The 22,550-nt window shown below is 69.5% G+C and carries 24 protein-coding genes; 17 read left to right on the plus strand and 7 right to left on the minus strand.

What is annotated here, in order from left to right:
* Positions 1-65: 65 nt before the first annotated feature.
* Together AB0M22_RS39740 and AB0M22_RS39745 are read left to right on the plus strand one after the other, a co-directional pair.
* The gene (locus AB0M22_RS39740; protein ID WP_364738242.1) at positions 66-1,325 is read left to right on the plus strand and encodes a PspC domain-containing protein; all 1,260 of its coding nucleotides are present in this window, start codon (positions 66-68) and stop codon (positions 1,323-1,325) included.
* A gap of 179 nt (positions 1,326-1,504) precedes the next feature.
* On the plus strand, positions 1,505-2,152 hold the full coding sequence (locus tag AB0M22_RS39745) for a response regulator transcription factor (RefSeq protein ID WP_364737948.1): 648 nt from the start codon (positions 1,505-1,507) through the stop codon (positions 2,150-2,152).
* A 6-nt stretch (positions 2,153-2,158) separates the two neighbouring features.
* Here the strand turns inward: AB0M22_RS39745 and AB0M22_RS39750 are convergent, their stop codons facing one another.
* The gene (locus AB0M22_RS39750; protein ID WP_364737951.1) at positions 2,159-3,283 is read right to left on the minus strand and encodes a serine/threonine-protein kinase; all 1,125 of its coding nucleotides are present in this window, start codon (positions 3,281-3,283) and stop codon (positions 2,159-2,161) included.
* 472 nt (positions 3,284-3,755) lie between these two features.
* Between AB0M22_RS39750 and AB0M22_RS39755 the strand changes: the two genes are divergently transcribed.
* Together AB0M22_RS39755 and AB0M22_RS39760 are read left to right on the plus strand one after the other, a co-directional pair.
* A complete protein-coding gene (locus AB0M22_RS39755; RefSeq protein ID WP_364738244.1) occupies positions 3,756-4,442 on the plus strand; it encodes a hypothetical protein in 687 nt (228 codons plus the stop codon).
* A 16-nt stretch (positions 4,443-4,458) separates the two neighbouring features.
* Positions 4,459-6,066, plus strand: a complete 1,608-nt coding sequence (locus AB0M22_RS39760) for a DNA polymerase Y family protein (RefSeq protein WP_364737953.1) — start codon at positions 4,459-4,461, stop codon at positions 6,064-6,066.
* Here AB0M22_RS39760 and AB0M22_RS39765 read toward each other — a convergent pair.
* Complete coding sequence (locus AB0M22_RS39765; RefSeq protein ID WP_364737955.1) at positions 6,057-6,761, minus strand: class I SAM-dependent methyltransferase; 705 nt, start codon at positions 6,759-6,761, stop codon at positions 6,057-6,059. The two genes, AB0M22_RS39760 and AB0M22_RS39765, sit on opposite strands and share 10 nt — an antisense overlap.
* 145 nt (positions 6,762-6,906) lie before the next feature.
* Here AB0M22_RS39765 and AB0M22_RS39770 point away from each other — a divergent pair, with 145 nt between their 5' ends.
* Both AB0M22_RS39770 and AB0M22_RS39775 read left to right on the plus strand, forming a co-directional pair.
* Positions 6,907-7,662, plus strand: a complete 756-nt coding sequence (locus tag AB0M22_RS39770) for an alpha/beta hydrolase (RefSeq protein WP_364737958.1) — start codon at positions 6,907-6,909, stop codon at positions 7,660-7,662.
* 59 nt (positions 7,663-7,721) lie between these two features.
* The gene (locus AB0M22_RS39775) at positions 7,722-8,606 is read left to right on the plus strand and encodes a sucrase ferredoxin (protein ID WP_364738246.1); all 885 of its coding nucleotides are present in this window, start codon (positions 7,722-7,724) and stop codon (positions 8,604-8,606) included.
* Positions 8,607-8,638: 32 nt separating this feature from the next.
* Here the strand turns inward: AB0M22_RS39775 and AB0M22_RS39780 are convergent, their stop codons facing one another.
* Entirely contained in the window at positions 8,639-9,622 is a 984-nt protein-coding gene (locus AB0M22_RS39780) for an SDR family NAD(P)-dependent oxidoreductase (RefSeq protein WP_364737961.1), read from the minus strand.
* A gap of 156 nt (positions 9,623-9,778) precedes the next feature.
* Here AB0M22_RS39780 and AB0M22_RS39785 point away from each other — a divergent pair, with 156 nt between their 5' ends.
* The 5 genes from AB0M22_RS39785 to AB0M22_RS39805 all read left to right on the plus strand — a co-directional run bounded on the left by AB0M22_RS39785 (position 9,779) and on the right by AB0M22_RS39805 (position 15,936).
* Complete coding sequence (locus tag AB0M22_RS39785; RefSeq protein ID WP_364737963.1) at positions 9,779-10,234, plus strand: hypothetical protein; 456 nt, start codon at positions 9,779-9,781, stop codon at positions 10,232-10,234.
* A 24-nt stretch (positions 10,235-10,258) separates the two neighbouring features.
* Positions 10,259-13,597: an error-prone DNA polymerase gene (locus AB0M22_RS39790; protein WP_364737966.1), complete on the plus strand. Its 3,339-nt coding sequence runs from the start codon at positions 10,259-10,261 to the stop codon at positions 13,595-13,597.
* A 95-nt stretch (positions 13,598-13,692) separates the two neighbouring features.
* Complete coding sequence (locus AB0M22_RS39795) at positions 13,693-14,619, plus strand: M48 family metalloprotease (protein WP_364737969.1); 927 nt, start codon at positions 13,693-13,695, stop codon at positions 14,617-14,619.
* 95 nt (positions 14,620-14,714) lie between these two features.
* A complete protein-coding gene (locus AB0M22_RS39800; RefSeq protein WP_364737972.1) occupies positions 14,715-15,749 on the plus strand; it encodes a DUF4349 domain-containing protein in 1,035 nt (344 codons plus the stop codon).
* On the plus strand, positions 15,706-15,936 hold the full coding sequence (locus AB0M22_RS39805; protein WP_364737974.1) for a DUF167 domain-containing protein: 231 nt from the start codon (positions 15,706-15,708) through the stop codon (positions 15,934-15,936). Before AB0M22_RS39800 ends, AB0M22_RS39805 begins: the two co-directional genes overlap by 44 nt.
* 22 nt (positions 15,937-15,958) lie before the next feature.
* Here AB0M22_RS39805 and AB0M22_RS39810 read toward each other — a convergent pair whose 3' ends face one another.
* Positions 15,959-16,423, minus strand: a complete 465-nt coding sequence (locus AB0M22_RS39810) for a tRNA (cytidine(34)-2'-O)-methyltransferase (protein ID WP_364737977.1) — start codon at positions 16,421-16,423, stop codon at positions 15,959-15,961.
* A gap of 273 nt (positions 16,424-16,696) precedes the next feature.
* Here AB0M22_RS39810 and AB0M22_RS39815 point away from each other — a divergent pair, with 273 nt between their 5' ends.
* From AB0M22_RS39815 to AB0M22_RS39830, 4 genes are all read left to right on the plus strand, one after another.
* A complete protein-coding gene (locus AB0M22_RS39815; protein WP_364737979.1) occupies positions 16,697-17,119 on the plus strand; it encodes a recombinase family protein in 423 nt (140 codons plus the stop codon).
* Positions 17,008-17,382: a recombinase family protein gene (locus AB0M22_RS39820; protein WP_364738248.1), complete on the plus strand. Its 375-nt coding sequence runs from the start codon at positions 17,008-17,010 to the stop codon at positions 17,380-17,382. Before AB0M22_RS39815 ends, AB0M22_RS39820 begins: the two co-directional genes overlap by 112 nt.
* A 205-nt stretch (positions 17,383-17,587) precedes the next feature.
* The gene (locus AB0M22_RS39825; protein WP_364737981.1) at positions 17,588-17,848 is read left to right on the plus strand and encodes a hypothetical protein; all 261 of its coding nucleotides are present in this window, start codon (positions 17,588-17,590) and stop codon (positions 17,846-17,848) included.
* Positions 17,849-18,078: 230 nt separating this feature from the next.
* On the plus strand, positions 18,079-18,324 hold the full coding sequence (locus tag AB0M22_RS39830) for a DUF3017 domain-containing protein (protein WP_223885296.1): 246 nt from the start codon (positions 18,079-18,081) through the stop codon (positions 18,322-18,324).
* Positions 18,325-18,420: 96 nt separating this feature from the next.
* Here the strand turns inward: AB0M22_RS39830 and AB0M22_RS39835 are convergent, their stop codons facing one another.
* Positions 18,421-19,068 carry a nitroreductase family protein gene (locus tag AB0M22_RS39835; RefSeq protein ID WP_364737984.1) on the minus strand — a complete coding sequence of 216 codons (648 nt, stop codon included), beginning with the start codon at positions 19,066-19,068 and terminating at the stop codon, positions 18,421-18,423.
* A gap of 69 nt (positions 19,069-19,137) precedes the next feature.
* Here AB0M22_RS39835 and AB0M22_RS39840 point away from each other — a divergent pair, with 69 nt between their 5' ends.
* Positions 19,138-19,521 carry a helix-turn-helix domain-containing protein gene (locus AB0M22_RS39840; protein WP_364737987.1) on the plus strand — a complete coding sequence of 128 codons (384 nt, stop codon included), beginning with the start codon at positions 19,138-19,140 and terminating at the stop codon, positions 19,519-19,521.
* Between the two features lie 84 nt (positions 19,522-19,605).
* On the opposite strand, the gene AB0M22_RS39845 is transcribed toward AB0M22_RS39840, so the two are convergent.
* Positions 19,606-20,556, minus strand: coding sequence for an oxygenase MpaB family protein (locus AB0M22_RS39845; protein WP_364737989.1), 951 nt, complete (start codon positions 20,554-20,556; stop codon positions 19,606-19,608).
* A gap of 163 nt (positions 20,557-20,719) precedes the next feature.
* Between AB0M22_RS39845 and AB0M22_RS39850 the strand changes: the two genes are divergently transcribed.
* Positions 20,720-21,382, plus strand: coding sequence for a TetR/AcrR family transcriptional regulator (locus tag AB0M22_RS39850; protein ID WP_364737991.1), 663 nt, complete (start codon positions 20,720-20,722; stop codon positions 21,380-21,382).
* Positions 21,383-21,398: 16 nt separating this feature from the next.
* Here AB0M22_RS39850 and AB0M22_RS39855 read toward each other — a convergent pair whose 3' ends face one another.
* A complete protein-coding gene (locus tag AB0M22_RS39855; protein WP_364738251.1) occupies positions 21,399-22,517 on the minus strand; it encodes a homoserine O-acetyltransferase in 1,119 nt (372 codons plus the stop codon).
* Between the last annotated feature and the right edge of the window lie 33 nt (positions 22,518-22,550).

Raw genomic sequence — 22,550 nt, forward strand, 5'->3', positions numbered from 1 at the left:
TCGACGCCGCGCGCGGCTTCGGCCCCGCGCCGGTGTTGGACCAGGGACGGCCGCCGTATGCGCGGATGGCCCGGCGTTCGGGCGGGCGGATCGTCGGCGGGGTGGCGGGCGGGCTCGCCGATCACCTCGGGGTCGACGTATTCAAGGTGCGGATGGCGTTCGTGCTGCTGTCCGCGTTCGGGGCGGGCATCGTCACCTACGGGTTGCTGTGGATCTTCACCCCGGGCGGCACGGATGTGGCCAAGGCGTCCGGCTCCGAACGGCGGCAGGCGATCGGGCTCGCGTTGCTCGGCATCGGCCTGGCCGTCGGGGTGTCGTGGCTGTTCAGCGGCACCGCGGCGAGCGTGATCGCGCCCATCATCGTGGTCGCCATCGGCGCGGCGCTGGTGTGGCGGGAGTACGACGCGGACGGCCCGCGGTCGCTGCTCGGCCTGCCCGCGCGGCCGTCGGTGGTGACCTGGGCGCGCATCGTGGCCGGCGGCACGCTGATCGTGGCCGGGCTCGGCGTGGTGGTGCTGGCCAGGATCGATCTGAGTTCGCTCGGGTCGGCGTTGATCGCGGTGGCGGTCACGCTGGTCGGCGCGGGGCTGCTGACGGTTCCGCTGTGGCTGCGCATGATGCGGGCGCTGAACGCGGAACGCTCCGCGCGTATCCGTAATGAGGAGCGCGAGGAGATCGCCTCGCACCTGCACGATTCGGTGCTGCAAACGCTGGCCCTGATCCAGCGCCAGGCCGAGGACCCGCAGGAGGTGCTGCGGCTGGCCCGCAGCCAGGAGCGCGAACTGCGCAAGTGGCTGTTCGAGGATTCCGGTCCGGCCCAGTCGAGTCTGGCCGCCGCGCTGCGCACCATCGCGGGCGAGGTGGAGGATCAGCACGGCGTGAAGGTGACCCCGGTGACCGTCGGCGACGTATCGATGGACATCGGCGAGACCGGGGCCGGCCTGCCGAAGGAACACTTCACCGCGCTGCTCGGGGCCAGCCGGGAGGCACTGGTCAATGCCGCCAAGCACGCGGGCGTCCCGGAGATCGACCTGTTCGCCGAGACCGAGTCGCACCAGGTGAGCATCTTCGTGCGCGACCGCGGCGCCGGCTTCGACACCACCGCGGTGCCGCAGGACCGGCAGGGCCTGGCGAAGTCCATCCGCGGCCGGATCGAACGTCGCGGCGGCCAGGTGGAGATCCTGTCCACCACAGGCCGCGGCACCGAGGTGCGAATCATCATGCCGCGCACGGATTCCGGTGGTCAGGACGGGGCGGAGCCAGCGGATTCCGCTGCGCCCCATGCCGCGCGGGTGCCGAGCGGCGACGAGGTTCCGGCAACATGACACCCTTCCGGCAGCGCGGGACAGCTTGTGCCGGCAGTTGATAGAGCAAGCCGGACAGCTGATTTCGTGCGGACATGGGTAACTTGTGGGGTACGGGCTAACCTAGCCACTACATCACCGCCAGCCGCCAACGTTACCAACGCGGCACCTAGGTCTGGCCTGAATACGCGGAGAGGCGGATGAGTGTGGCCGTGCGGGTCTTTCTGGTTGACGATCACGCAGTGTTCCGGTCGGGTGTGCGGGCGGAGTTGAGCCGGGAGACCGACATGGAGGTCGTCGGCGAGGCCGGTGGCGTGGCCGAGGCGATCGCGGGAATCAAGGCGACGAACCCCGATGTCGTGCTGCTCGATGTGCACATGCCCGACGGTGGCGGCGTCGCGGTGCTGGCCGGCATCGAAGAGGGACCGGTGTGCCTGGCGCTGAGCGTGTCCGATGCCGCCGAGGACGTGATCGCGGTGATCCGGGCGGGCGCCAGAGGCTATGTGACCAAGACGATTTCGGGCGCCGAGCTGGCCGACGGCATCCGCCGGGTGTCCGGCGGCGACGCGGTGTTCAGCCCGCGGCTGGCGGGTTTCGTGCTCGATTCGTTCACCGGCAAGTCGCAGGTGCCCGAGCCGCCGCTCGATCCGGAACTGGACTCGCTGACCCCGCGCGAACTCGAGGTGCTGCGCCTGCTCGCCCGCGGCTACACCTACCGCGAAATCGCCGAAAACCTGTTCATCTCGGTGAAAACCGTGGAGACCCACGCCTCCAACGTGCTCCGCAAGACCCAGCAGTCCAACCGCAACGCGCTCACCCGGTGGGCGCACCGCCGCCGAATCGACTGACGCGGTTCACATCACCGCGATGATGATCGCGATGATGATGATCAGGCCGATCAGCAGGCCGACGGCGATCGCCAGCGGCGCGTTGCTCGCCTGCGGCGGCTTGCTCCGCTGCGGCGCGGGCGCTGCGGTGGCGCCCGCGGGCGCGCGCTGCGGTCGTCGAGGCAGCGGGGTCGAGTGCGGACTGCGCAGGCCGGAGGCCGAATTGCGGGCCGCCCAGGCCGGAATCGTGCCGTCCTCGGTGCGCACCGGCGCGCCGAGGATGTACGGCCCGGTCCCGGGACCGAATGCCGCGGTGAGGATTTCGTCCCTGGCCTCGGCCATGGTCGGCCGCCGCTGCGGTGCGGGCTCGAGCATGTGCAGCAGCGCCTCGGTCAGCATGCCGCTGCGGGTCGGCGGAATGATCTGCGCCATCGCCGCGCGGTGCACCAGCACATCGCTGTCCTCGTCGAGACCGAACGGCGGCTGCCCCTCGATCGCGGTGTACAGCGTGGCGCCGAGGGAGAACACGTCGCTCGCCTTGGTCGGCTGCGCGCCGCGCGCCACCTCCGGCGGTAAGTAGGCGGGGGTGCCGGTGATCACGCCGTCGGGTTCGTCGGAGTGCTCGCCCGCGCCGCGCGAGATGCCGAAGTCGCTGAGCTTGGCCATGCCGACGATCGGACCGCGGTCGGCCACCAGGATGTTGCCCGGCTTGATGTCGCGGTGGGTGATGCCCGCGGCGTGCGCGGCGGCCAGCGCGTCGGCGACCTGCGCGCCGATCTGGGCCACCTCGATCGGCGGCAGCGTGTCCACCAGCGCGAGCGCCTTGGCCACATTGCGCGAGGGCAGATGCTCCATCACCAGCCAGGGCTCGCCGGCCTCCAGTACCACGTCGTAGACGGCGATCGCGTGCTCGTGCGAGAGCTTGGCCGCGACCCGGCCCTCGTGCATGATCTGGCTGCGGATCTCGTTGGCCTCGGCCTCGTCCAGCCCGGCCGTCGAGATGACCTGCTTGATCGCGACATCGCGGTCCAGCAGGCGGTCGTGCGCGAGCCACACCGCGCCCATGCCACCGCCACCCAGCTTCGACTGCAGCCGGTAGCGGCCGGCAACCAGATAGTCGGGGCCGACAATGGGACGAGCGCGTTCGGTCACGGTGCGAGGGTAGCGGAAAACAGGGTGGCCTACGGGGTTTGCTGACACGAACGGTTGCCGTTTCGGCGCGGCTGCGCGCTGTCGCTCCGCCCGCTGAGCCCGCCGCACAGATACGACGGGGCGGTGTCTCGGTCGGCTGTGTTCGTCACTGTGACACCGGTTTTCTTTCTTACCTGCCGGGATAACGACTGCGCACAGACCGGGCGTCGGTTTACAACGGCATCGTTTCGAAATCGCGGTGGCGGGAGTGGGCACTTGACGGAACCCGGGGGTCGGTTTCTACTGAGCAGGTATCGAACGTATATTCGATACGGATCGATAGCTGAACCGGTGCTCGCCTCGGGTCCATCGTGGGAAGTAGGTGGTAGGGATGGGTTCGGATGTGAAACCACAGGAGGGGGCACAACCGCATGCGAGTCCGCCCGAGGTAGGCCGGCAGAGTCCGCCGACGGTGGCTGAGCTGCGCAGAAGAATGGCGGCCATCCCCGGTCGCGGCGAGGCGGCGGCCGAGCGCATTCCGCTCGACGCCGGGCTGCGGCGGGAGTCGCTCGCGGTGCCCGCCGCGCTCGCTGGACTGTTGCCCGGCGGCGGCCTGGCCAAGGGTTCCGTCGTGTCCTACACGGGTGCGCGTTCGCTGCTGGCCGGCCTGCTCGCCGCGGTGACCGAGGACGGCGGGCATGCCGCGGTGGTCGGCGTGCCCCGGCTGGGCCTGCTCGCCGCGGTGGAGATGGGCGCTCAGTTGGAGCGGTTGGCGGTGATTCCCGATCCCGGCCCGGACCCGGTGGAGGTGGCCGCCGTGTTGCTCGACGGGCTCGACCTGGTCGTGCTCGGCCTCGGCGGCGGCGCCGTCGCGCCCGCCCGCACCCGGGTGATCGCCGCCCGCGCCCGCAACAAGGGCGCCACCCTCGTGGTCACCGACGGCCGCTGGCCCGGCGCCGCCCTGCACCTCGACGCCCGGATCGCCGGTTACTCGGGCCTCGGTCACGGCCGCGGCCGGCTGCGTTCGCTCGGGCTCGAGGTCGAGGTGCGCGGCAAGGCTGGCCCGCCGCGTCGTGGGCGGCTGGACCTGCGCTCGAACGCCGGCCGAGTCGAATGGGCGCGACACGAACCGGTTTCGCGCGCCGCCGCGCCGGTCGAGGCCAGGGAGACCGCGTCATGATGGGCCGCGCGGCATCGTGATCGCGCCCAGCCGAGAGAACGGCGCGGCCCGGGTATTGGCGCTGTGGTGTCCGGATTGGCCTGCCGTGGCGGCCGCCGCGGTGGCGCGGTTGCCCGCGACGCAGCCGGTGGCGGTGCTCTTCGGCAATCGGGTGATCGCGTGTTCGGCGATCGCGCGAGGCGACGGGGTGCGGCGTGGGCTGAAGCGGCGGGAGGCGCAGGCACGGTGCCCGGATCTGTTTCTCGCGCAGGCGGATCCGGACCGGGACGCGCGGCTGTTCGAGCCGGTGGTCGCGGCCGTCGACGCGACGGTGCCCGGGGTCGAGGTGCTGCGGCCGGGACTGCTGGTGCTCGGGGCGCGCGGCGCCGCAAGGTTTTTCGGTTCCGAAGAAGAGGCGGCCGAGCGGCTGGTCGACGCGGCGGCCGCCACCGGGGTGGAGGCGCAGATCGGCATCGCCGACGAGCTGTCCACGGCGGTGATCGCCGCCCGGCGCGGCGCGATCGTGCCCGCCGGGGCGGGCGCGAAGTTTCTCGCGCCGATGCCGGTGCGCGAGCTCGCGGTCGAGCCGAGCCTGGCCGCGCCGGAGCGCGCCGACCTGGTGGATCTGTTGCACCGCTTGGGTTTACGCCGGATCGGCGATTTCGCCGCGCTGACCCCGGGTGAGGTCGCCTCCCGGTTCGGTGCCGATGCCGTGCTCGCGCATCGCTGCGCGCAGGCGCAACCCGAGCGCCCGCCCTCCGCGCAGCCGCCGCCCAAAGACCTGACCGTGGAGTACCGCTGTGACCCGCCGATCGAGCGGGTCGATGCCGCCGCCTTCGCCGGCCGCATGCTCGCCACCAAGCTGCATGCCGAGCTGTCGGACGCCGGACTGGCCTGCACTCGATTATCGATCTTCGCGGAAACCGATGCGGGGGAGGAGCTTTCCCGCATCTGGCGGTGCGCGGAACCGCTGACCCCGGACGGCACCGCGGACCGGGTGCGCTGGCAGTTGGACGGCTGGCTCACCCGGCGCGACCGCCCCACCGCGCCGGTCACCCTGCTGCGCCTGGAACCCGTGGAGGTGGTGGCGGCCGGCGCGCTCCAGCTCGGACTGTGGGGCGGCGTCGGCGAGCAGGACGAGCGGGCCCGGCGCGCGCTGGTCCGGGTGCAGGGCCTGCTCGGCGGCGAAGCGGTGCGGGTCGGCGTGCTCAGCGGCGGGCGCGGGCCCGCCGAGCGGATCACCCTGGTCGCGCTGGGCGACGAACCCGTCCCCGCCGCCGACCCGGCCTTGCCGTGGCCGGGCCGGCTGCCCGAACCCGCGCCCGCGCTGCTGCTGCTCAGCCTTCCGCTGGTCCATCTGGAAGCGGTGGACGGCGCGCCGATCCAGGTCACCGAGCGTTCCCTGTTCAACGCCGACCCGTCGCGGCTGCGCTGGGGCAGCAGGCAGTGGCGGCTGACCGGCTGGGCGGGTCCGTGGCCGGTGGACGAACGCTGGTGGATGCCGGAACCGGCCGAGAACAGTGACGCCCCAATCACTTTCACCGCACGCGCGCAGGTTCAGCTCGACGGCGAATCGTCCGACGTCCGGGTGCTGCTGCTTGTCTATCACGACGCGATCTGGCGCGCGGAAGGGCTTTACGATTGAGGCCGCGACCACACCGTCGCCATCGTGAACGGTTGCCCGCGTAGCTCTTTCCACTTCGGCTTGGCGGTGAGCCAGGTGTCGTCGATGAGCGTCTCGGTGAGTTCGCTGAGCACCCAGCCCGCGTCCAGCGCCGCCGTCACGTGCTCGCTGAGCAGGTGCAGGTTCGTGCTGATCGCCACCGGCTCGCCGCCCTGTGGCGTGTAGTGCGTCGGCATCCCGGTCGTCATCATGAACTGCGGGTGGAAGCTGACCAGGACGCAGCGCGCGCCGGGCGCGGCCAGCCGCCAGGCCTCGGCGTAGAACGACGCCAGCTCGGGCAGATGCTCGTCGATCAATGACGCGATCACCAAGTCGTAAGCGCCGCCATCGAGTCCGGTGTCGCGTACGTCCGCCTGGATGAGCGTGGTGTGCGCGCCGCGCGCCTCGGCCCTGGCCAGCATGCCCGCGCTCATATCGACCCCGTCGATATGCGAAACCCCTTGCGCGCGTAGCCAAGTCCCGGTCCGGCCGGTCCCGCAGCCGAGGTCGGCGGCCCGCCGCACCCGCGCCCACTCCGGTCGCCGCAGCCGGGCCAGCAGCGCGAGATCCATCTCGTCCATGACGGTCTGCTCGTAGGTCGGCGCCCATCCGTCGTATCCGGTGGCGACATCGACGGTGGGATAGTTTCGGCGGTCGTAGTCCGCGAATGACGGCATGCGCGGAGTATTTCGCGGCGCGATCGGAATCGCCAGCGGATTTCTTCCGGGACAGGCGGTTGACCTGCGCTGTGGCGCTCGGCTCAGGTGATCCCTGCAACAAGTTCCAGGCCGTTGGCCAATATCCCCAGTATTCTCGAAGATCGTGGATCTCACGGTGACCAGACTCGACTTCGGTGACGTGCGGATCGCCTACCGGGATTCCGGGGCGACCGCGGGTTCCGGCGTGCCCGTGGTCCTCGTGCACGGCATGGGCGGGGACGGCCACACCTGGGACCGATTCGCCCGCGAACTGGTCCAGGCCGGTCGCCGCGTCATCATCCCCGACCTGCGCGGACACGGCCGCAGCTCACACACCGATTCGTATCGGTTCGACGAATTCGGCGCCGACGTGCGGAAGCTGTGCGAAAGCCTGGAGCTGTCCACGGTGGATCTGGTCGGCCATTCGCTCGGCGGCTACGCGGTGTCCTGCGTCGCGCAGGAGCGCCCGGAGCTGGTCCGTCGGCTGGTCATCGAGGAGTGCCCGCTGCCGTTGCAGTCCGGCGCCGAGGAACTGCGGCTGACCCGCCGCTTCCCGAGCGTGCCGGAACTCTGGCACGCCACCAGCAGCCTGGCCCGGCATCCGCGCGCGGTGCTCGCCTTCGACCGATCCATGACCAGGACCGCGCTGGAACAGTTCCGCAAGCCGAACCCGGAGTGGTGGGACCGGCTGCCCGACATCACCGCGCGCACGCTGGTGCTGCGCGGCGGCCCGGGCGGCATGGTCGACCCGGCCAAACTCGCGCTCATGCGCGCCGCCATCCCCGACTGCGCGGTCACCGCCTTCTCCTCCGGGCACAGCATCCACCGCGACCGCTATCGCGCGTTCGCGGCCGTCGTACACCCGTTCCTCGCGGCGTGAGCGACGTCCTGCGCGCGGCCGGGCCGAGCGCGCACCAGGCTGCGGGTGCTTTCGCGGGAATGCCCTGTTCGGCTGCCGCGGCGGAGATTCCGTTGCCCGGCACCGCCACCCGAGTGACCGGCTGGCTGTGCGTCGAACACCCCGGCGCGTGGGGTCGCGACGTGATCGGCGACGAGGTGCTCGGCCCGGAACTCACCCCCGAGCTGGCCGCCCGCACCGCCGCCGCCCGTGTCCGACCGACTCTGATCCGTCGCCCCGGCCGCAACGAATTCACCGGCACCCGAACGGTTTTGCTCGCCAGCTCGCGCCCCGAGGGCTCCTGGTGTGAACGCTTCGAGATCACCGACCTGAACCAGCTGCTCGACTTCGACCTGCGCCTGCTGAACGGCCCGCCACCGGGAATCGGTGTGCCCGTACATGATCCGCTGGTGCTGGTGTGCGCACATGGAAAACGCGACCAGTGCTGCGCCCTGCTCGGCCGCCCCGTCGCCGCCGAGCTGGCCACGAAATACCCAGGGCAAGTGTGGGAGTGCTCGCACACCGGCGGCCACCGCTTCGCCCCCGCCCTGGTCCTCCTGCCCTCCGGCCTGACCTACGGCCGCCTCGACGCCACCACCGCCGAAGAGATGGTCGAAGCCGCCCGCCGCGGCGCAGTATCGCTGACCGGCCTCCGCGGCCGCAGCTGCTACGCGCCCCACGAGCAGATCGCAGAAGTCGCTGTGCGCGAACAGATTTCCGCCGCCACCACCGACCTCGTAGTCACCCCCGACCCCGGCCACCCCACCTCGACCGCCGCCGCCCTCGTCACCCACCGCGACGGCCGCCGCTGGCGAGTAACCACCCGCACCATCGCCTTCCCACCCCGCCAAGCCAGCTGCGGCGCCACCCCCAAACCCGTAACCGCCCTAGCCGTCGACACCATCTACCAGCTACCCGCCGACTGAGCAGACACGAGCGGGGTGTGGTTATGCCCGGCTTACCAATGAGTTCCCGGGACCCAGCGGGCGGCGCGGCGGAGGGCGGTGCCGGTGGCTCGGCGCGCGGCCGAGCGGGGGCGTGGTTCGCGTTCGGGCACAACGGGTTCCGCGGTGTCCTCGGCTTCTTCGACCCGTTCGCCCTTGGCGGCGGGGGAGTCCGGCAGCGCGCGGTAGTAGCGGTGCAGGATGCGGTCGCGGAACTTCGGGGTGAGCAGGGCGCCGTATTCGGCGAAGGTGCCGATCGGCACGTCGATGCGTTTGGGGCGTTCGGTCAGGGCGCGCACGATCGTGGCCGCGGCCCATTCGGGGGATTCGGCAGGCTGGCCCTGATCGCCGCTGGGGGTGATCATCGGGGTGCGCACCAGCGGCATGTGGATGGTGGTGAAGGTGACGCCGTCGGCCATGGTCTCGACCGAGGCCACCTCGGCGAACTTGTCCAGGGCCGCCTTGCTGGCCAGGTAGGCGGCGAAACGCGGGGTCGCCACCTGCACGCCCGCGCTACTGATGTTGACGATGTGGCCGAACTTGCGTTCGCGCATCTGCGGGAGCAGGGCCAGCGTCATGCGCAGCGCGCCGAAGTAGTTGACCGCCATGGTGCGTTCGAAGTCGTGCAGCCGGTCGGTGGAGCGGTGGATGGCGCGGCGGATGGACCGGCCCGCGTTGTTCACCAGCATGTCGACGTGGCCGTGCTCGTCCAGGATGGTCTTCACCGCGTGGTCGACCGAGTCGGAATCGGTGACGTCACACTGGTATCCGTACGCGCTGCCGCCCGCCGCCTTGATCTCCTCGACCACGGACGCGAGCTCGTCGGCCCGGCGCGCGAGCAGGAACACGGTGGCGCCCTTGCCTGCGACGGCGATCGCCGCCGCCTTGCCGATGCCGGAGGAAGCGCCGGTGATCAGGACATGCCGCCCGGAGATGTCCCGGTTGCGGCGGCCGCGCCGGGCCTCGGGCAGGCCGGCGTCAGCGGATGCTGCACTCATCGCTGCTCCTTTGCAGGGTTGGTGGGCATGAACTTACTCCGAAGTAAGTTTACTCGCCAAGTGGAACGCGTCACTTTTCGGGGCCGAGGTCGAGGTGGTGAACACGGGCCGAACAACCTCTCGAAATCCATCGAACATATGTGCGATACTCTGCGCATGGCGGACGATCGGATGGCGGAAATCTTTGCCGCGGTGCGGCTCGGTGGCGGGGACCAAGCGGCGGCGCGACAGGCGCTGGAGAAGTTGTGGGACGAGATCGGTGAGGGCGGTGATCCCTTGCACCGCTGCGTGATTGCGCATCACCTCGCCGACCTACAGGACACGCCGGCCGCCGCGCTGCTCTGGGATCGCCGCGCGCTCGCCGCGGTGTTCGGCCCCGGCATCCCGCTGGACGAGGGCCTGCGCAGCTTCCTGCCGTCGCTGTATCTCAACCTGGCCGACAGCCACCGCCGAGTCGGCGACTTCGAGGCCGCCCGCATGCAGCTGGCCATCGCCCGCGGCCACCTCGACGTCCTCGCCAACGACGCCTACGGCGCCCTGATCCGCGCCGGGCTCGACCAGGTCGACGCGGCGCTCGCCGAGGGCTCCACGGCCCCGCTACCGACCAACTGACCCGTCCGGAGGAGGTGAGCCGCGGTGGGCTGGAGCAACGGGCCGCCTACCTGGTCGGAACTGGAGCGGGTGCTGTCCGGCCGGTCCGGCCGGACCGGCCGGACCGACCCCGAAGCCATGTACCCCGGCGACGGCGGCGACAGCCCGGCCTGGTCCCGCAAGCGCGGTGACTACCTGGCCGAGCCCGCGCCGCCCGCCGACGGGCCGACGGTGCCGTACGCGGAACTGCACGCGCACTCGGCCTACAGCTTCCTCGACGGCGCGAGCCAGCCCGAGGAACTGGTGGAGGAGGCCGTACGGCTCGGCCTGGAGGCGATCGCGCTCACCGATCACGACGGCTTCTACGGAACCGTGCGCTTCGCGGAGGCGGCCCGAGAGCTGGGCATGCCGACGGTCTTCGGGTCCGAGCTGTCGCTGGGCACCGGGCACGCAGATGCGCCGGATTCCATGCCGCGCACCGGATCTCCCGATCCCGCCGGACCGCACCTGCTGGTGCTGGCCCGCGGGCAGGAGGGCTACCGCAGGCTGTCGCGGGAGATCGCGGCCGCCCACATGGCGGCGGGGGAGAAGGGCATCCTGCGCTACGACCTCGACGTGCTCACCGCGGCCGCCGAGGGACAGTGGCAGATCCTGACCGGCTGCCGGAAAGGCCATCTGCGGCAAGCGCTTGCGGACGATCTCCATGCGGGCAGTACCCGTCTCGTGCGCGCCGAGGCCGCGCTGCGCGACCTGACCGAACGGTTCGGCGCCGACCGGGTGAGCGTGGAGCTGACCCACCATGGCATCCCGGAGGACGACGAGCGCAACACCTACCTCATCGCCCTGGCCGACCGCCTCGGCCTGCCCGTAATCGCCACCACCGGAGCGCATTTCGCCGCACCGCGGCAGCGCCGCCGGGCCATGGCGCTCGCCGCGATCCGGGCCAGGCAGAGCCTGGACGAGATCGCCGGCTGGCTGGCCCCGGCCGGTGGCGCGCACCTGCGTTCCGGCGCGGAGATGGCGCGGCTGTTCGCCGACTGCCCGCAGGCGGTGCGCAACGCGGCCGCGCTGGCCCGCGAATGCGCGTTCGACCTGAAGCTGATCGCGCCGAAACTGCCGCCGTTCGAGGTGCCCGCCGGATACGACGAGAAGTCCTGGCTGCGTGAGCTCACCCGCCGCGGCGCCGCCGCCCGCTACGGCCCGCCGGAGCGAAACCCGCAGGCGTACCGGCAGATCGAGCACGAGCTCGCGGTGATCGACGAGCTGGACTTCCCCGGCTACTTCCTGGTGGTGCACGACATCATCACCTTCTGCAAGGACCACGACATCCTCTGCCAGGGCCGGGGTTCGGCGGCCAACTCGGCGGTCTGCTACGCGATCGGCATCACCAACGTCGACCCGGTCACCAACAACCTGCTGTTCGAACGCTTCCTCTCGCCGGAACGCGACGGCCCGCCCGATATCGACGTCGACATCGAATCCGACCGCCGCGAAGAGGCCATCCAGCACGTCTACGCCAAGTACGGCCGCGCGTACGCCGCCCAGGTCGCCAATGTGATCACCTATCGCGGCAAGTCCGCCGTCCGCGATGCCGCACGCGCACTGGGCTTTTCGCCGGGGCAGCAGGACGCGTGGAGCAAGCAGGTGAGCCGGTGGAACGGCGTCGGCGGCGAGACCGGCACCGACATCCCCACCGAGGTGCTGGAGCTGGCCGCCGAAATCGAAGGACTACCAAGACATCTCGGCATCCACTCCGGCGGCATGGTGATCTGCGACCGCCCGATCGCCGACGTCTGCCCGGTGGAATGGGCGCGCATGCCCGGCCGCAGCGTGTTGCAGTGGGACAAGGACGATTGCGCCGCCATCGATTTGGTGAAGTTCGACCTGCTCGGCCTCGGCATGCTCTCCGCGCTGCACTACATGATCGACCTGGTGCGCGAGCACACCGGCGAGATTGTCGAACTGCACAAGCTCGACCTGCGCGAAGCCGCCGTCTACGACATGCTCTGCCGCGCCGACTCGGTGGGCGTCTTCCAGGTGGAGTCGCGCGCGCAGATGGCCACGCTGCCCCGGCTGCGGCCGCGCGAATTCTACGACCTGGTGGTGGAGGTGGCGCTGATCCGGCCCGGCCCGATCCAGGGCGGTTCGGTGCACCCCTACATCCGGCGGCGCAATGGGAGCGAGGAGGTGACCTACGACCATCCGGCGCTGGAGAATTCGCTGTCCCGCACGCTCGGCGTCCCGCTGTTCCAGGAACAGCTCATGCAGATGGCTGTCGACATCGCCGGTTTCACCGCCACCGAGGCCGACCAGTTGCGCCGCGCGATGGGCTCCAAACGTTCCCCGGAACGCATGGAGGGGCTGAAAGAACGTCTCTACCAAGGCATGCGCGACCTGCACGGCATCACCGGCGAGATCGCCGACCGCATCTACGAGAAGCTCTACGCCTTCGCCAATTTCGGCTTCCCGGAAAGCCATTCGCAGAGCTTCGCCTCGATCGTGTTCTACTCGTCGTGGTTCAAGCTGCATCACCCCGCGGCCTTCTGCGCCGGTCTGCTGCGCGCGCAACCGATGGGCTTCTACTCCCCGCAGTCCCTGGTCGCCGACGCGCGCAGGCACGGCGTCCTGGTGCACGGCCCCGACATCAACGCCAGCCGCGCCGAACCCACCCTTGAACACGCGGGCACCCAGGTGCGTCTCGGCCTGGCCGCGATCCGGCACATCGGCGACGATCTCGCCGAAAAGATCATCGTCGCACGGGATCAGGGCCCGTACACCTCCTTCCTCGACCTGACCGGACGCGTGGAACTCACGGTCGTCCAAGCGGAATCGCTCGCCACCGCGGGCGCGCTCGGCGGTCTGGGCAGCACCCGCAGGGAAGCGCTGTGGGCGGCCGGCGCCGCCGCGGGCGAACGCCCGGATCGATTGCCCGGCACCGGAGCCGCCACCACCGCCCCCGTGCTGCCCGGCATGAGCGATCTCGAGCTGGCCGCCGCCGACGTCTGGGCCACCGGCGTCTCCCCGGGCAGCTATCCCACCGAATTCCTGCGCCCGCAGCTCGACGCGCTCGGCGTGATCCCCGCCGCCGGGTTGCTCGCCGTGCGCGACGGGTCGCGAGTTCTGGTGGGCGGCGCGGTGACTCACCGTCAACGTCCGGCCACGGCCGCGGGCGTCACCTTCATCAATCTGGAGGACGAGACCGGCATGGTGAACGTCGTCTGCTCGGTCGGCCTGTGGGCGCGCTTCCGCCGCCTGGCGCAGAGCGCTCCCGCCCTGCTCATCCGCGGTCGCGTGCAGAACGCCGAGGGGGCGGTCAGTGTCGTCGCCGAACATCTGCAACGGATGGATCTGCGCGTCGATTCGAAGTCGCGCGACTTCCGCTGAGCGCTGAACAAACTCGGTTTTCACCGGATCGTTGGCGTCGTACGATCAGGAGTTCTGCCCAGCGCGGGCCCGTTCGACACAATCGGGGAGCTGCCATGCCTGCGCCGTCAACCGCCGACTCGCCACAGCGCGCCACCACCCGCTCGACCGACTACCTGGCGGTGGGGTTGACGCTGATGCTGGCGCTGCCCACGGTATTGCTCAGTGTCGCAATCATTCTCACCCTCGGGGCATGGGCGGGAATCTGGTTGGCGATCACCGCCGCGGTGGTATGGGTGTTCTTCGGGATCATGCTCTTCGACCTGGCCTGGTTCACCCCCAACCGCGCGCGATTCGCCAAGACCTTCAAGTTCCGGCGCCCGATCCCACCCGAAGACGAACGCCTTGCCGCCGCCTGGGCGAAGGTCACCAGCGCGCCCGGCGTGGACGGGTGGCCGTACTCGCTGTGGGTGGAGCAATCCGACGAGCCGAATGCCTATGCCGTGCCGAGTCGCATTGTCGCGGTGACGAGTTCGGCACTCGCCGGGCTCAAACCCCGGCACCTCGAAGCCGTTCTCGCGCACGAACTCGGACACCACATCAACGTCGACCCCCGGGTGCGCCTGTTCGACACCTGGCTTGCGGTGCCTGGCCGCGCCATGTGGGCGTTGTGCCGAATGGTCGGTCGGATAGCGGGCATCTTCGGTTCGCTGGCGCTGTACGTCCGCATGGTCGCGGCAGTCGGGTCGCTGCCCGTCGTCGCCCTCGTGCTGACGCCGATCGTGGGACTCCCCGCCGCGCTCCTGATCGTTGTCCTGCTGGTGGTGGAACCGCTGACCAGGAGCGCGCAGCAGCGGCGGGACGAATTCGCCGCCGACCGGGTCTCGGTCGACCTCGGTTACGGCCGCGCACTGGCCGCCGCCCTGCGACGCTGGGACGACCAGCCGCTACCCCCGCCGGTCGCGCTGCGACTCAGCCTCTACGGGACGCATCCGTCCCTGGCCGCACGGATCCGGAAGATCAAGCTCAGGCTCCGCGAATGACCTGGCCGCCCACACTTTTAGAGAAGTGTTAGAAGCCCTCTAGAGAACGGTTATGTCGGGCTGTTCGCGCAGTTCGAGCGGCTACTGTGCGAATCATGCGGAAGCTTGCTGTGCTGTGCATCGGTCTGCTCGGTCTGACGTTGCTCGTCGGCTGTGGCAGCAACAACGACAATGCCAAGCGGGTCCCGCCGCCACCGGGACGGCCCGAGACCTACGCCACCGTGGAGCCCGCCCCCGCGGCGACGCCACCGGGGCTGCGTGACCAGGGGCCGGCGCGCAAGGAGAACAACACCGGCGGTGAAACCGTCACCACGCGTAAGGAAGTCGTCACCGGCAGCGTCGAGATGACGGCAGGCAAGCCGATCGACGTGGCGGGCCAGATCGCCGACCGGGTGCGCGAGGCCGGCGGCCGGGTGGACAGCCGCACCGAACAGCCCGGCACCGACGACAACGATCCCAGCGCCACGCTCACCGTCCGGGTACCCGCGGACAAGACCGACGCGTTCATCGACGGGCTCGGCGGCCTCGGCCGGATCACCCGGGTGCACACCAACCGCGACGACGTGACCATGCAGTGGGAAGACCTGGACGCCAGGATCAAGGCGCTGCAGGCCTCCGTCGACCGGCTGCGCGGGCTGATCGCCGGCGCGACCAATACCGCCGACCTGCTCAATGCCGAGCAGGCGCTGTCCAGCCGCCAGGGCGAACTCGACAGCCTGACCGCGCAGAAGAAGCACCTCGACGACGAGGTCTCGCTGTCCACGCTCAATATCGACATCACCACCACGACCACCAAGGCCCAGGAGGATCGCGCCGACAACTTCTGGGAGGGCATCGTCACCGGCTGGAACTCGCTGGTGGATTGGCTGAAGGACGCGGTCGTGTTCACCGGCAAGGCGCTGCCGTGGCTCGGCTTCCTGGTGGTGCTGGCCGCCGTGATCTGGGGCATCGTGCGCGCGGTGCTGCGGCGCGGCAAGCGCGATCGGGCAGAATCGACGCCGGTGGGTCCGCGGCCCGCGCCCGCGGAAAGCGCAGGGGCCGCGCCGGTTACGGCACCCGCGGGCAGCGCGGCGACAGGAGAGCAGAGTGCCGGAAACGGTCCGGGCGATCATAAAACCGAACAGCCGTAAGGGCCCGCTCGTCGAAACCCTCGACGACGGCACCCTCCAGCTGTACGTGCGCGCCCCGGCCGTCGAAGGCAAGGCCAACCGGGCCGCCATCGAACTGCTCGCCGAGCACTACGGAGTACCGAAGAGCGCCGTCCGCCTGTCGGCCGGCGCTACTTCGCGCTTCAAACGCTTCGATATCGATCACTGAACGGCCTGCGTGGCAAGCCTTCTCACACTCCGCCGGGAAAGCCGAGCTGCCGCCAGGCTTCATAGGTCGCGACCGCCGCGGCGTTCGAGAGATTCATCGAACGGCGGCCCGGCAGCATCGGAATGCGCAGCTGAGCGGTGACATGCGGGTCCTCGAGCACCGTCGCGGGCAGCCCCGTCGGCTCGGTGCCGAACAGCAGCACGTCACCCTCGCGGTACGCCACCTCCGCGTAACTCGTCGTCGCCTGCGTGGTGAACGCGAACACCCGCTCCGGCTGAATCGACGCCCACGCCGCCGCGAGATCCCGGTGCACCGTCACCGACGCCAGATCGTGGTAATCCAACCCGGCCCGCCGCAACTTCGCCTCCGAGAGATCGAACCCCAACGGCTCGACCAGGTGCAGCTCACACCCCGTCCCCGCAACCAGCCGAATCGCATTACCGGTATTCCCGGGGATCGCGGGCTCATGAAACATCAGTCTTAGCACAACAGATGGGTTACCTTTCGATGGTGTCAGTACCGGGCGTACCCCTCCGGGTGCTTGGACGGCTACAGCTGTCCCGGGCAACGGACGAGTCAACATCTATAGAACGGCAGAGAGAGACTATCCAGCAATGGGCCGACAGCCACGGGCATGTGGTCATTGGCTGGGCCGAGGACGTAGATGTGTCCGGCTCGATAGATCCATTCGAAACCCCCGAACCTCGGGCCATGGCTGAACAATCGACTTCCCGAGTGGGACATCATCGCGGCCTGGAAGTTGGACCGGCTCGGCCGAAATGCTATCCAGCTGAACAAGCTATTCGGCTGGTGCATCGACCACGAGAAGACGTTGGTCTCCTGCTCCGAGTCCATCGACCTCGGTACCTGGGCGGGGCGGATGCTGGCCAGCGTCATCGCAGGACTCGCAGAGGGTGAACTGAAGCAATCAAGGAGCGTCAGCGCGGGTCGCGCCAGAGGCTTCGTACCGAGGCGCGTTGGCCCGGTGGCAAGGCTCCATTCGGCTACGTCGCGTCGAAGCAGCCAGATGGAGCGGGCTGGCGATTGGAGATCGACCCAATCGCCGCACAGCTGGGGCGGCGCATGGTGGATGGGATCGTTTCTGGTGGGTCGCTCACGCAGCCGGCCCGAGAGTTCAACGACGAAGGTGTCGTCACTCCGGCGGAGTACCACCGAGCGTTGAAAGCTGGTGTGCCAACGTTGCTCCGGGAGGATTTGCCCACGGAGTTGTTGACGCCTCCGGAGACATCCAGACAGCGGAAGCAGCGGCCTCCCCGGTGGACTCAGACACCAATCAGGAACATGCTCCAGAGCCCTGCCATTCGTGGGTTTGTACACCACAACGGAGACGTGGTCCGGGGTGGCGATGGAATGGCGCTCCAGTTCGCGGAACCGAGTCTTCGTTACTTAGTCCGCGAAGCCACATCGGGGGTAACGAATCGATAGCCGGCTCAAGGTCAGCTGCGGCATCGCAGCAGCTCAGTTCGCCCTGCTGGAAGTAACTGGGCAGCACGTCTATTGGTTCTGGTCTTTGTCCGGTACTGCCGCCCACGGGTTTCGTGACACTCCCATCCGGAATCGTCTCTGGTCCGAATACGTGGGGATACCGTGAACCGGATTGGCTGGTCCACCTTCAACAGACGGGAACTACATGCGTATTGATCGCGCTCGAACCACAGCCCTGCTCGCTGCTGCTGTTCTGACGGCAGGGGCCTGGGTAGCTGCCGCTCCAGTGGCCTCAGCCGATCGCATAGACCACGTAGACAGCTGCATCGCGCAGTCGAAGACGTTTGAAGCCTTCAAGAGTTGCTACCAAGACGCGAAGGACTATGACCAGGCCGCCAGAGACGCCGATAAGAAGCGCTGTGAGGAGGATGGCGGCAAGTACCGGGGCCGCGATTGCGAATTTTGATTGCCGTGTAGGGCAGCAGCCAGTCAGGCGCGCCTGCCGCCGCCGCGCGGGCCTGCCGTTGCCTGTCGGCCAGAGGGTGGGGATCCGTCGCGATCGCCGAGTGAGGCCGTCGGGGGCGCGCAATACGGGGAGTCTGTAAGAATCGGGGGGTGACCGAAGCCGACACGTCCACCGCGGACCAGCGGGCAGGCAGCAACCTGGGCTCCCAGTTCCTGCGCAGCCACCTGCCGATGGTGGTCGTGACGCTGGTCATCGCGGTGGCGATCGTGTTCGTGGCGCAGGATCGGTGGCGGCGCGGGGCGCTGTTCTTCGGCGGGGCCACGCTGCTGGCCGCCGCGTTCCGGCTGTGCCTGCCGACCGCGCGGGTCGGCCTCCTCGCCGTGCGCAGCAAACCCTTCGACGTCGGCGCCCTCACCCTGCTCGGCTCCGCCATCGTCTTCATCGCCGCGACCATCAACACCCTCGGCGTCGGCTAGCCGCACACCTTCCGACTTCCCGCACACCGAATCGCATGCGATTCCGTGTGCGGGAAATCAAGAGGTGTGCGGCGGAGCCGTTGACGCGCAGGGGGTTCAGCGGGTTACCGCGTACTGCTCGGTGAAGACCGTCTGTTTGCGAGGGCGGCGGCCGGGGTGGGGCGGGGTGGTGTTGCTGTAGCCGACGGCGACCAGGACCGCGATGGCCAGGTCGGCGCGGTCGCCGATGCCGATGGCCTGTTTGACCAGGTCGGGGTCCCAGCCGTTCATCGGGGCCGAGGACAGGCCGAGGCTGGTGGCGGCGAGCATCACGTAGGTGGCCGCGATCATCGCGTTCTTGACCGCGTTCTCCCGGAGCAGCCCGCGTTCCCGCAGCGCGCGGAACTCGTTGCGCGAGTTGAACATCGCGGTGAACTCCGCGTTCCACGCGCCGTTGCGCCCGGCCAGTTCGGCGATGTCGGCATTGCTGTCCTGCCAGGCCGTCGGATCGGCGACGAAGACCAAGACGACTGGTGCCTCCAACGGCTGCGGCTGGCCGAATGCGGCCTTCGACAACGCCTCCCGCCCGGATTCGCTGGTGACCACGACGATCGACCGGTCCTGCATGTTCCATGCACTCGGTGCCTGTACCGCCAGGTCGAGCAGTTCATCGATCAGCTCCGGTGGAACGGTTTCGGGCTGGAAGTGGCGGGTGGTCCGGCGGGCGCGGATCGCGGCGGGAACCGAAAGTGTCTGTGTTTCCATAATTCTTACTATCGGAGAGTGGCGCTCTGATAGGAAGAGGGCACTAAATAGTGCGTTACACTCGGACAGGTGCGCACGCTGATCGAAGGCACCGACCTGCCCGCCGACATCTACTCGGCCAAATGTCCCACCCGCCAGGTGCTCGACCACATCGCGGGCAAGTGGACGGTGCTGATCGTCGACGCCCTGGCCGAGGGCACCATGCGCTACACCGATCTGCACAAGCGCATCGACGGCATCTCGCAGAAGATGTTGACCCAGACCCTCCGCGAACTGGAGGCGGACGGATTCCTCACGCGCACGGTGCATCCCACCGTGCCGCCGCGGGTCGACTACGCGCTCACCGAACTCGGGCACAGCCTGCGCACACCCATTGCGGCCCTGCGCGATTGGATCGAAACCAACATCAACCTGATCGAACAGGCCCGCCGCGCGGCCGCAGGCAATCGCTGACTCCGCCGTGGATTCCGCTGTGGCGTAAACCAATTCGGTGAATCACCCGCCGCACCCCTCGATGCGGCGGGCGAATCCCGAAACTCAGGCCGGCTCGGCGACCAGTGCCGCGCGCCCGGATCGACTGCCGTACAGGGCGCGCGCCTCGCTCGGGCTGACCGTCTCCGGCCGGGCCGGCGGCGCCGCGTTGATGTGTTCCTTCAGGATCTGCCCCGCCATCGGCGCGATGAACGGCGCGGCGACCAGCAGCCCGAACGAGTTGAACCGGCTGAAGCCCCAGACCAGCACCTTGGCGGGCAGCTTCATCGCGAGATCGACGATGCCCCAGCGATCGAAGCGCCCGAGCTTGCGCATCCACTTCGGCAGCGTCGCCACCGAGGCCAGCGAAAGCAGCCTGCTGCCAACGAAATACGAGAGGCCGGCACCGTTGCGCGGCGAGGTCCACAGCAGATGGTGCATGCCCTCCTCGGCGCGTTCGGAGGTGCACAGCCGCGGTCGCACCCGCTCGTAGTACGCGCGCACCTCCGCGCGCGAACGCGGCACGTCCTCCGGCTTGCAGGTCTGCAACTCGGCGGCGATCGCGCACTCCTGCCAGAACCGCGTTTCTTCTTCCGGCGTCAGCCCCGGGCCGAACATCTCGTAGGCCTTGAGCACCGAGTGCCAGCCGGTGATGTGGATCCACAGCTGGGTGTCCGGGCTGTTCGCGCTGTAGCGGTTGCCGCTGATCGGTTCGATGCCGGTCATCGGCGCGTGGATCTGCATCAGGTGCTCGGCCGCCTGGATGGCGGTGCGGCCGTCGGCGATCGCGGCGATCAGGAAGTAGGAGAAGGTGTGGTCGAGGCGCTTGCGCGGGTCACTGTAGATGCCGCGCGAGTCGGCCACGGCCGCGGTGAGGAACGGGTCGAAGTGCTCGAGCACGACGGCGCGCTGGAAGCCGATGACCGCGGTCGGCGCGGTCCAGACCTTCCAGCTCGGCGAATCGGGGCCGAAGAACCCGTAGTCGTCCCGGCGCAGAGTGGTCGGATCGAAGTGCATCACGTGCTCCTTTGCGGTGATCGCCCCGGCACCGGGGGTGAATACAACGCAACCGTAGCAATTGCCTGCAATGAATACAACGGTTGCGTAGCATTTGTGTCCGGAAGGATTCGGGATCGAGCCGGGATGCTGTCAGGATGGACCGCATGGAGGTGGAACGGCAGTGACCACATCGCGCGCCGCGGCGGACCGGCCGCGCCGGCGCTATGCGCCACGCCTGCCGCCGGAGCAGCGCCGGGCCCAGCTGCTCGACGCCGCCTTCGCAGTGCTGAGCCGGGTGGAGCTGCACGAGCTGAGCATGGAGGCGGTCGCGCAGGAAGCGGGCGTCGGCAAGCCGGTGCTCTACACCGTGTTCAAGACCCGCGCGGAACTCGTTGCGGCGCTGCTGGAACGCGAGCGCGAGCGCGGCCTCGAACAGGTCGCCGAGACCCTGCCGACCGACCTGATGGGCGCCGACCCCGTGGTCGCGGCCTCGGCCACGGTCGAGGCGTTCGTCGGTGTGGCACTGGAGAATCCGACCCGCTGGCGACTGATCCTGGCCGGGCCGGGCAACGCGCCCGACGAATACCGTGAGGCCCTGCGCAATTCGCGCGCGGGCATCTTCGATCAGGCCGAAGCGCTGGTCCGCATCGGCACCGCGCTCGAACCCCGGTGGGCCGGAGTGGATTCCGCGCTGCTGACCAACTCGCTGCTCCAGGTCGCCGAGATGCTCGGCCGGCTGGCGGTCAGCGAGCCCGACGAATACCCGCGCGAACGGCTCCAGGGTTTCGTGCACGCCATCGTCGGCCTATTGGTCGGCGCACCACCGAAAGACGTTGGCGCGTAGCGCTTCCGACCAGATATCAGCTGGTGGGCTGACGGCTCTGCTGAGCTAGCCGCATCGTCTCGGTCAGCAGCTTGGACACCGCGGCCGCCTCGGTGAGGAACCCGTCGTGCCCGTCGCGCGAGTGCACGACCTCGAGCCCGTCGCATCCCGGCAGTCCCTCGGCGAGTTCCTGCTGCGTGCGCAGCGGGTACAGCCGATCGGAGTCGACGCCGCCGACCACGCACGGCACCGGCGTAGCGGCCAGCGCCGCGCGCACTCCGCCGCGTCCACGCCCGATGTCGTGCCGGTTCATCGCCTCGGTCAGCAGCACGTAGGTGCCGGGATCGAAACGCCCGCACAGCTTGTCGGCCTGATGGTCCAGGTAGCTCTGCACCGCGTACCGGCCACCGCGCCACGGATCCTCGGCGCCCTGCGCGCCGTTCTCGAACCGGTGATCCAGCTCGTCCTCGGTGCGGTAGGTCAGGTGCGCGATGCGCCGGGCGATGCCCATGCCGGTCATCGGCGCGCGGTCGGTGTCGTGATAGTCGCCGCCCTGCCAGTCCGGATCGGCCTTGATCGCCGCGATCTGGGTGGTCTGGGTGCCGATCTGATCGGCGGTGGCGCGCGCGCCGACGGCCAGCACCAGCGCGGAGCCGACCCGGTCCGGCGCGCCGACCATCCACTCCAGCACCCGCATGCCGCCCATCGACCCGCCGACCACGGCGGCCAGCCGCTCGATGCCGAGCAGGTCAACCAGCGCCTCTTCCGCAGCCACCTGGTCGCGGATGGAGATCTCCGGGAACCTTGCGCCCCAAGGCTTTCCGTCCGGCGCCAGGGTCGACGGCCCGGTGCTGCCCTGGCAGCCGCCGAGCACGTTCGTCGCGATCACACACCACTCGTCGGTGTCCAGCGGACAGCCAGGTCCGACCATCCCGTCCCACCAGCCGGGCAGCTGGTGGATGTCGTCGGGGTGACCGACCACGTGCGAGTCACCGGTCAGCGCGTGCTCGACCAGCACCACGTTGTCCAGCGTGGGGGAGAGCTCGCCCCAGCGCTGCACCGCGAGATGGACCTGCGGAATGACCGCGCCGCTCTCCAGCTTGACGTCCCCGACGGCGATGATGCCGAGCCGCCCGTCCGGGGGTGGCAGGGCCACCCCGGACGAACGGGCGAAACTCGGTTCGGTACT

Source organism: Nocardia sp. NPDC051756, from assembly GCF_040681495.1.
In the GTDB taxonomy this organism is placed as follows: Bacteria; Actinomycetota; Actinomycetes; order Mycobacteriales; family Mycobacteriaceae; genus Nocardia.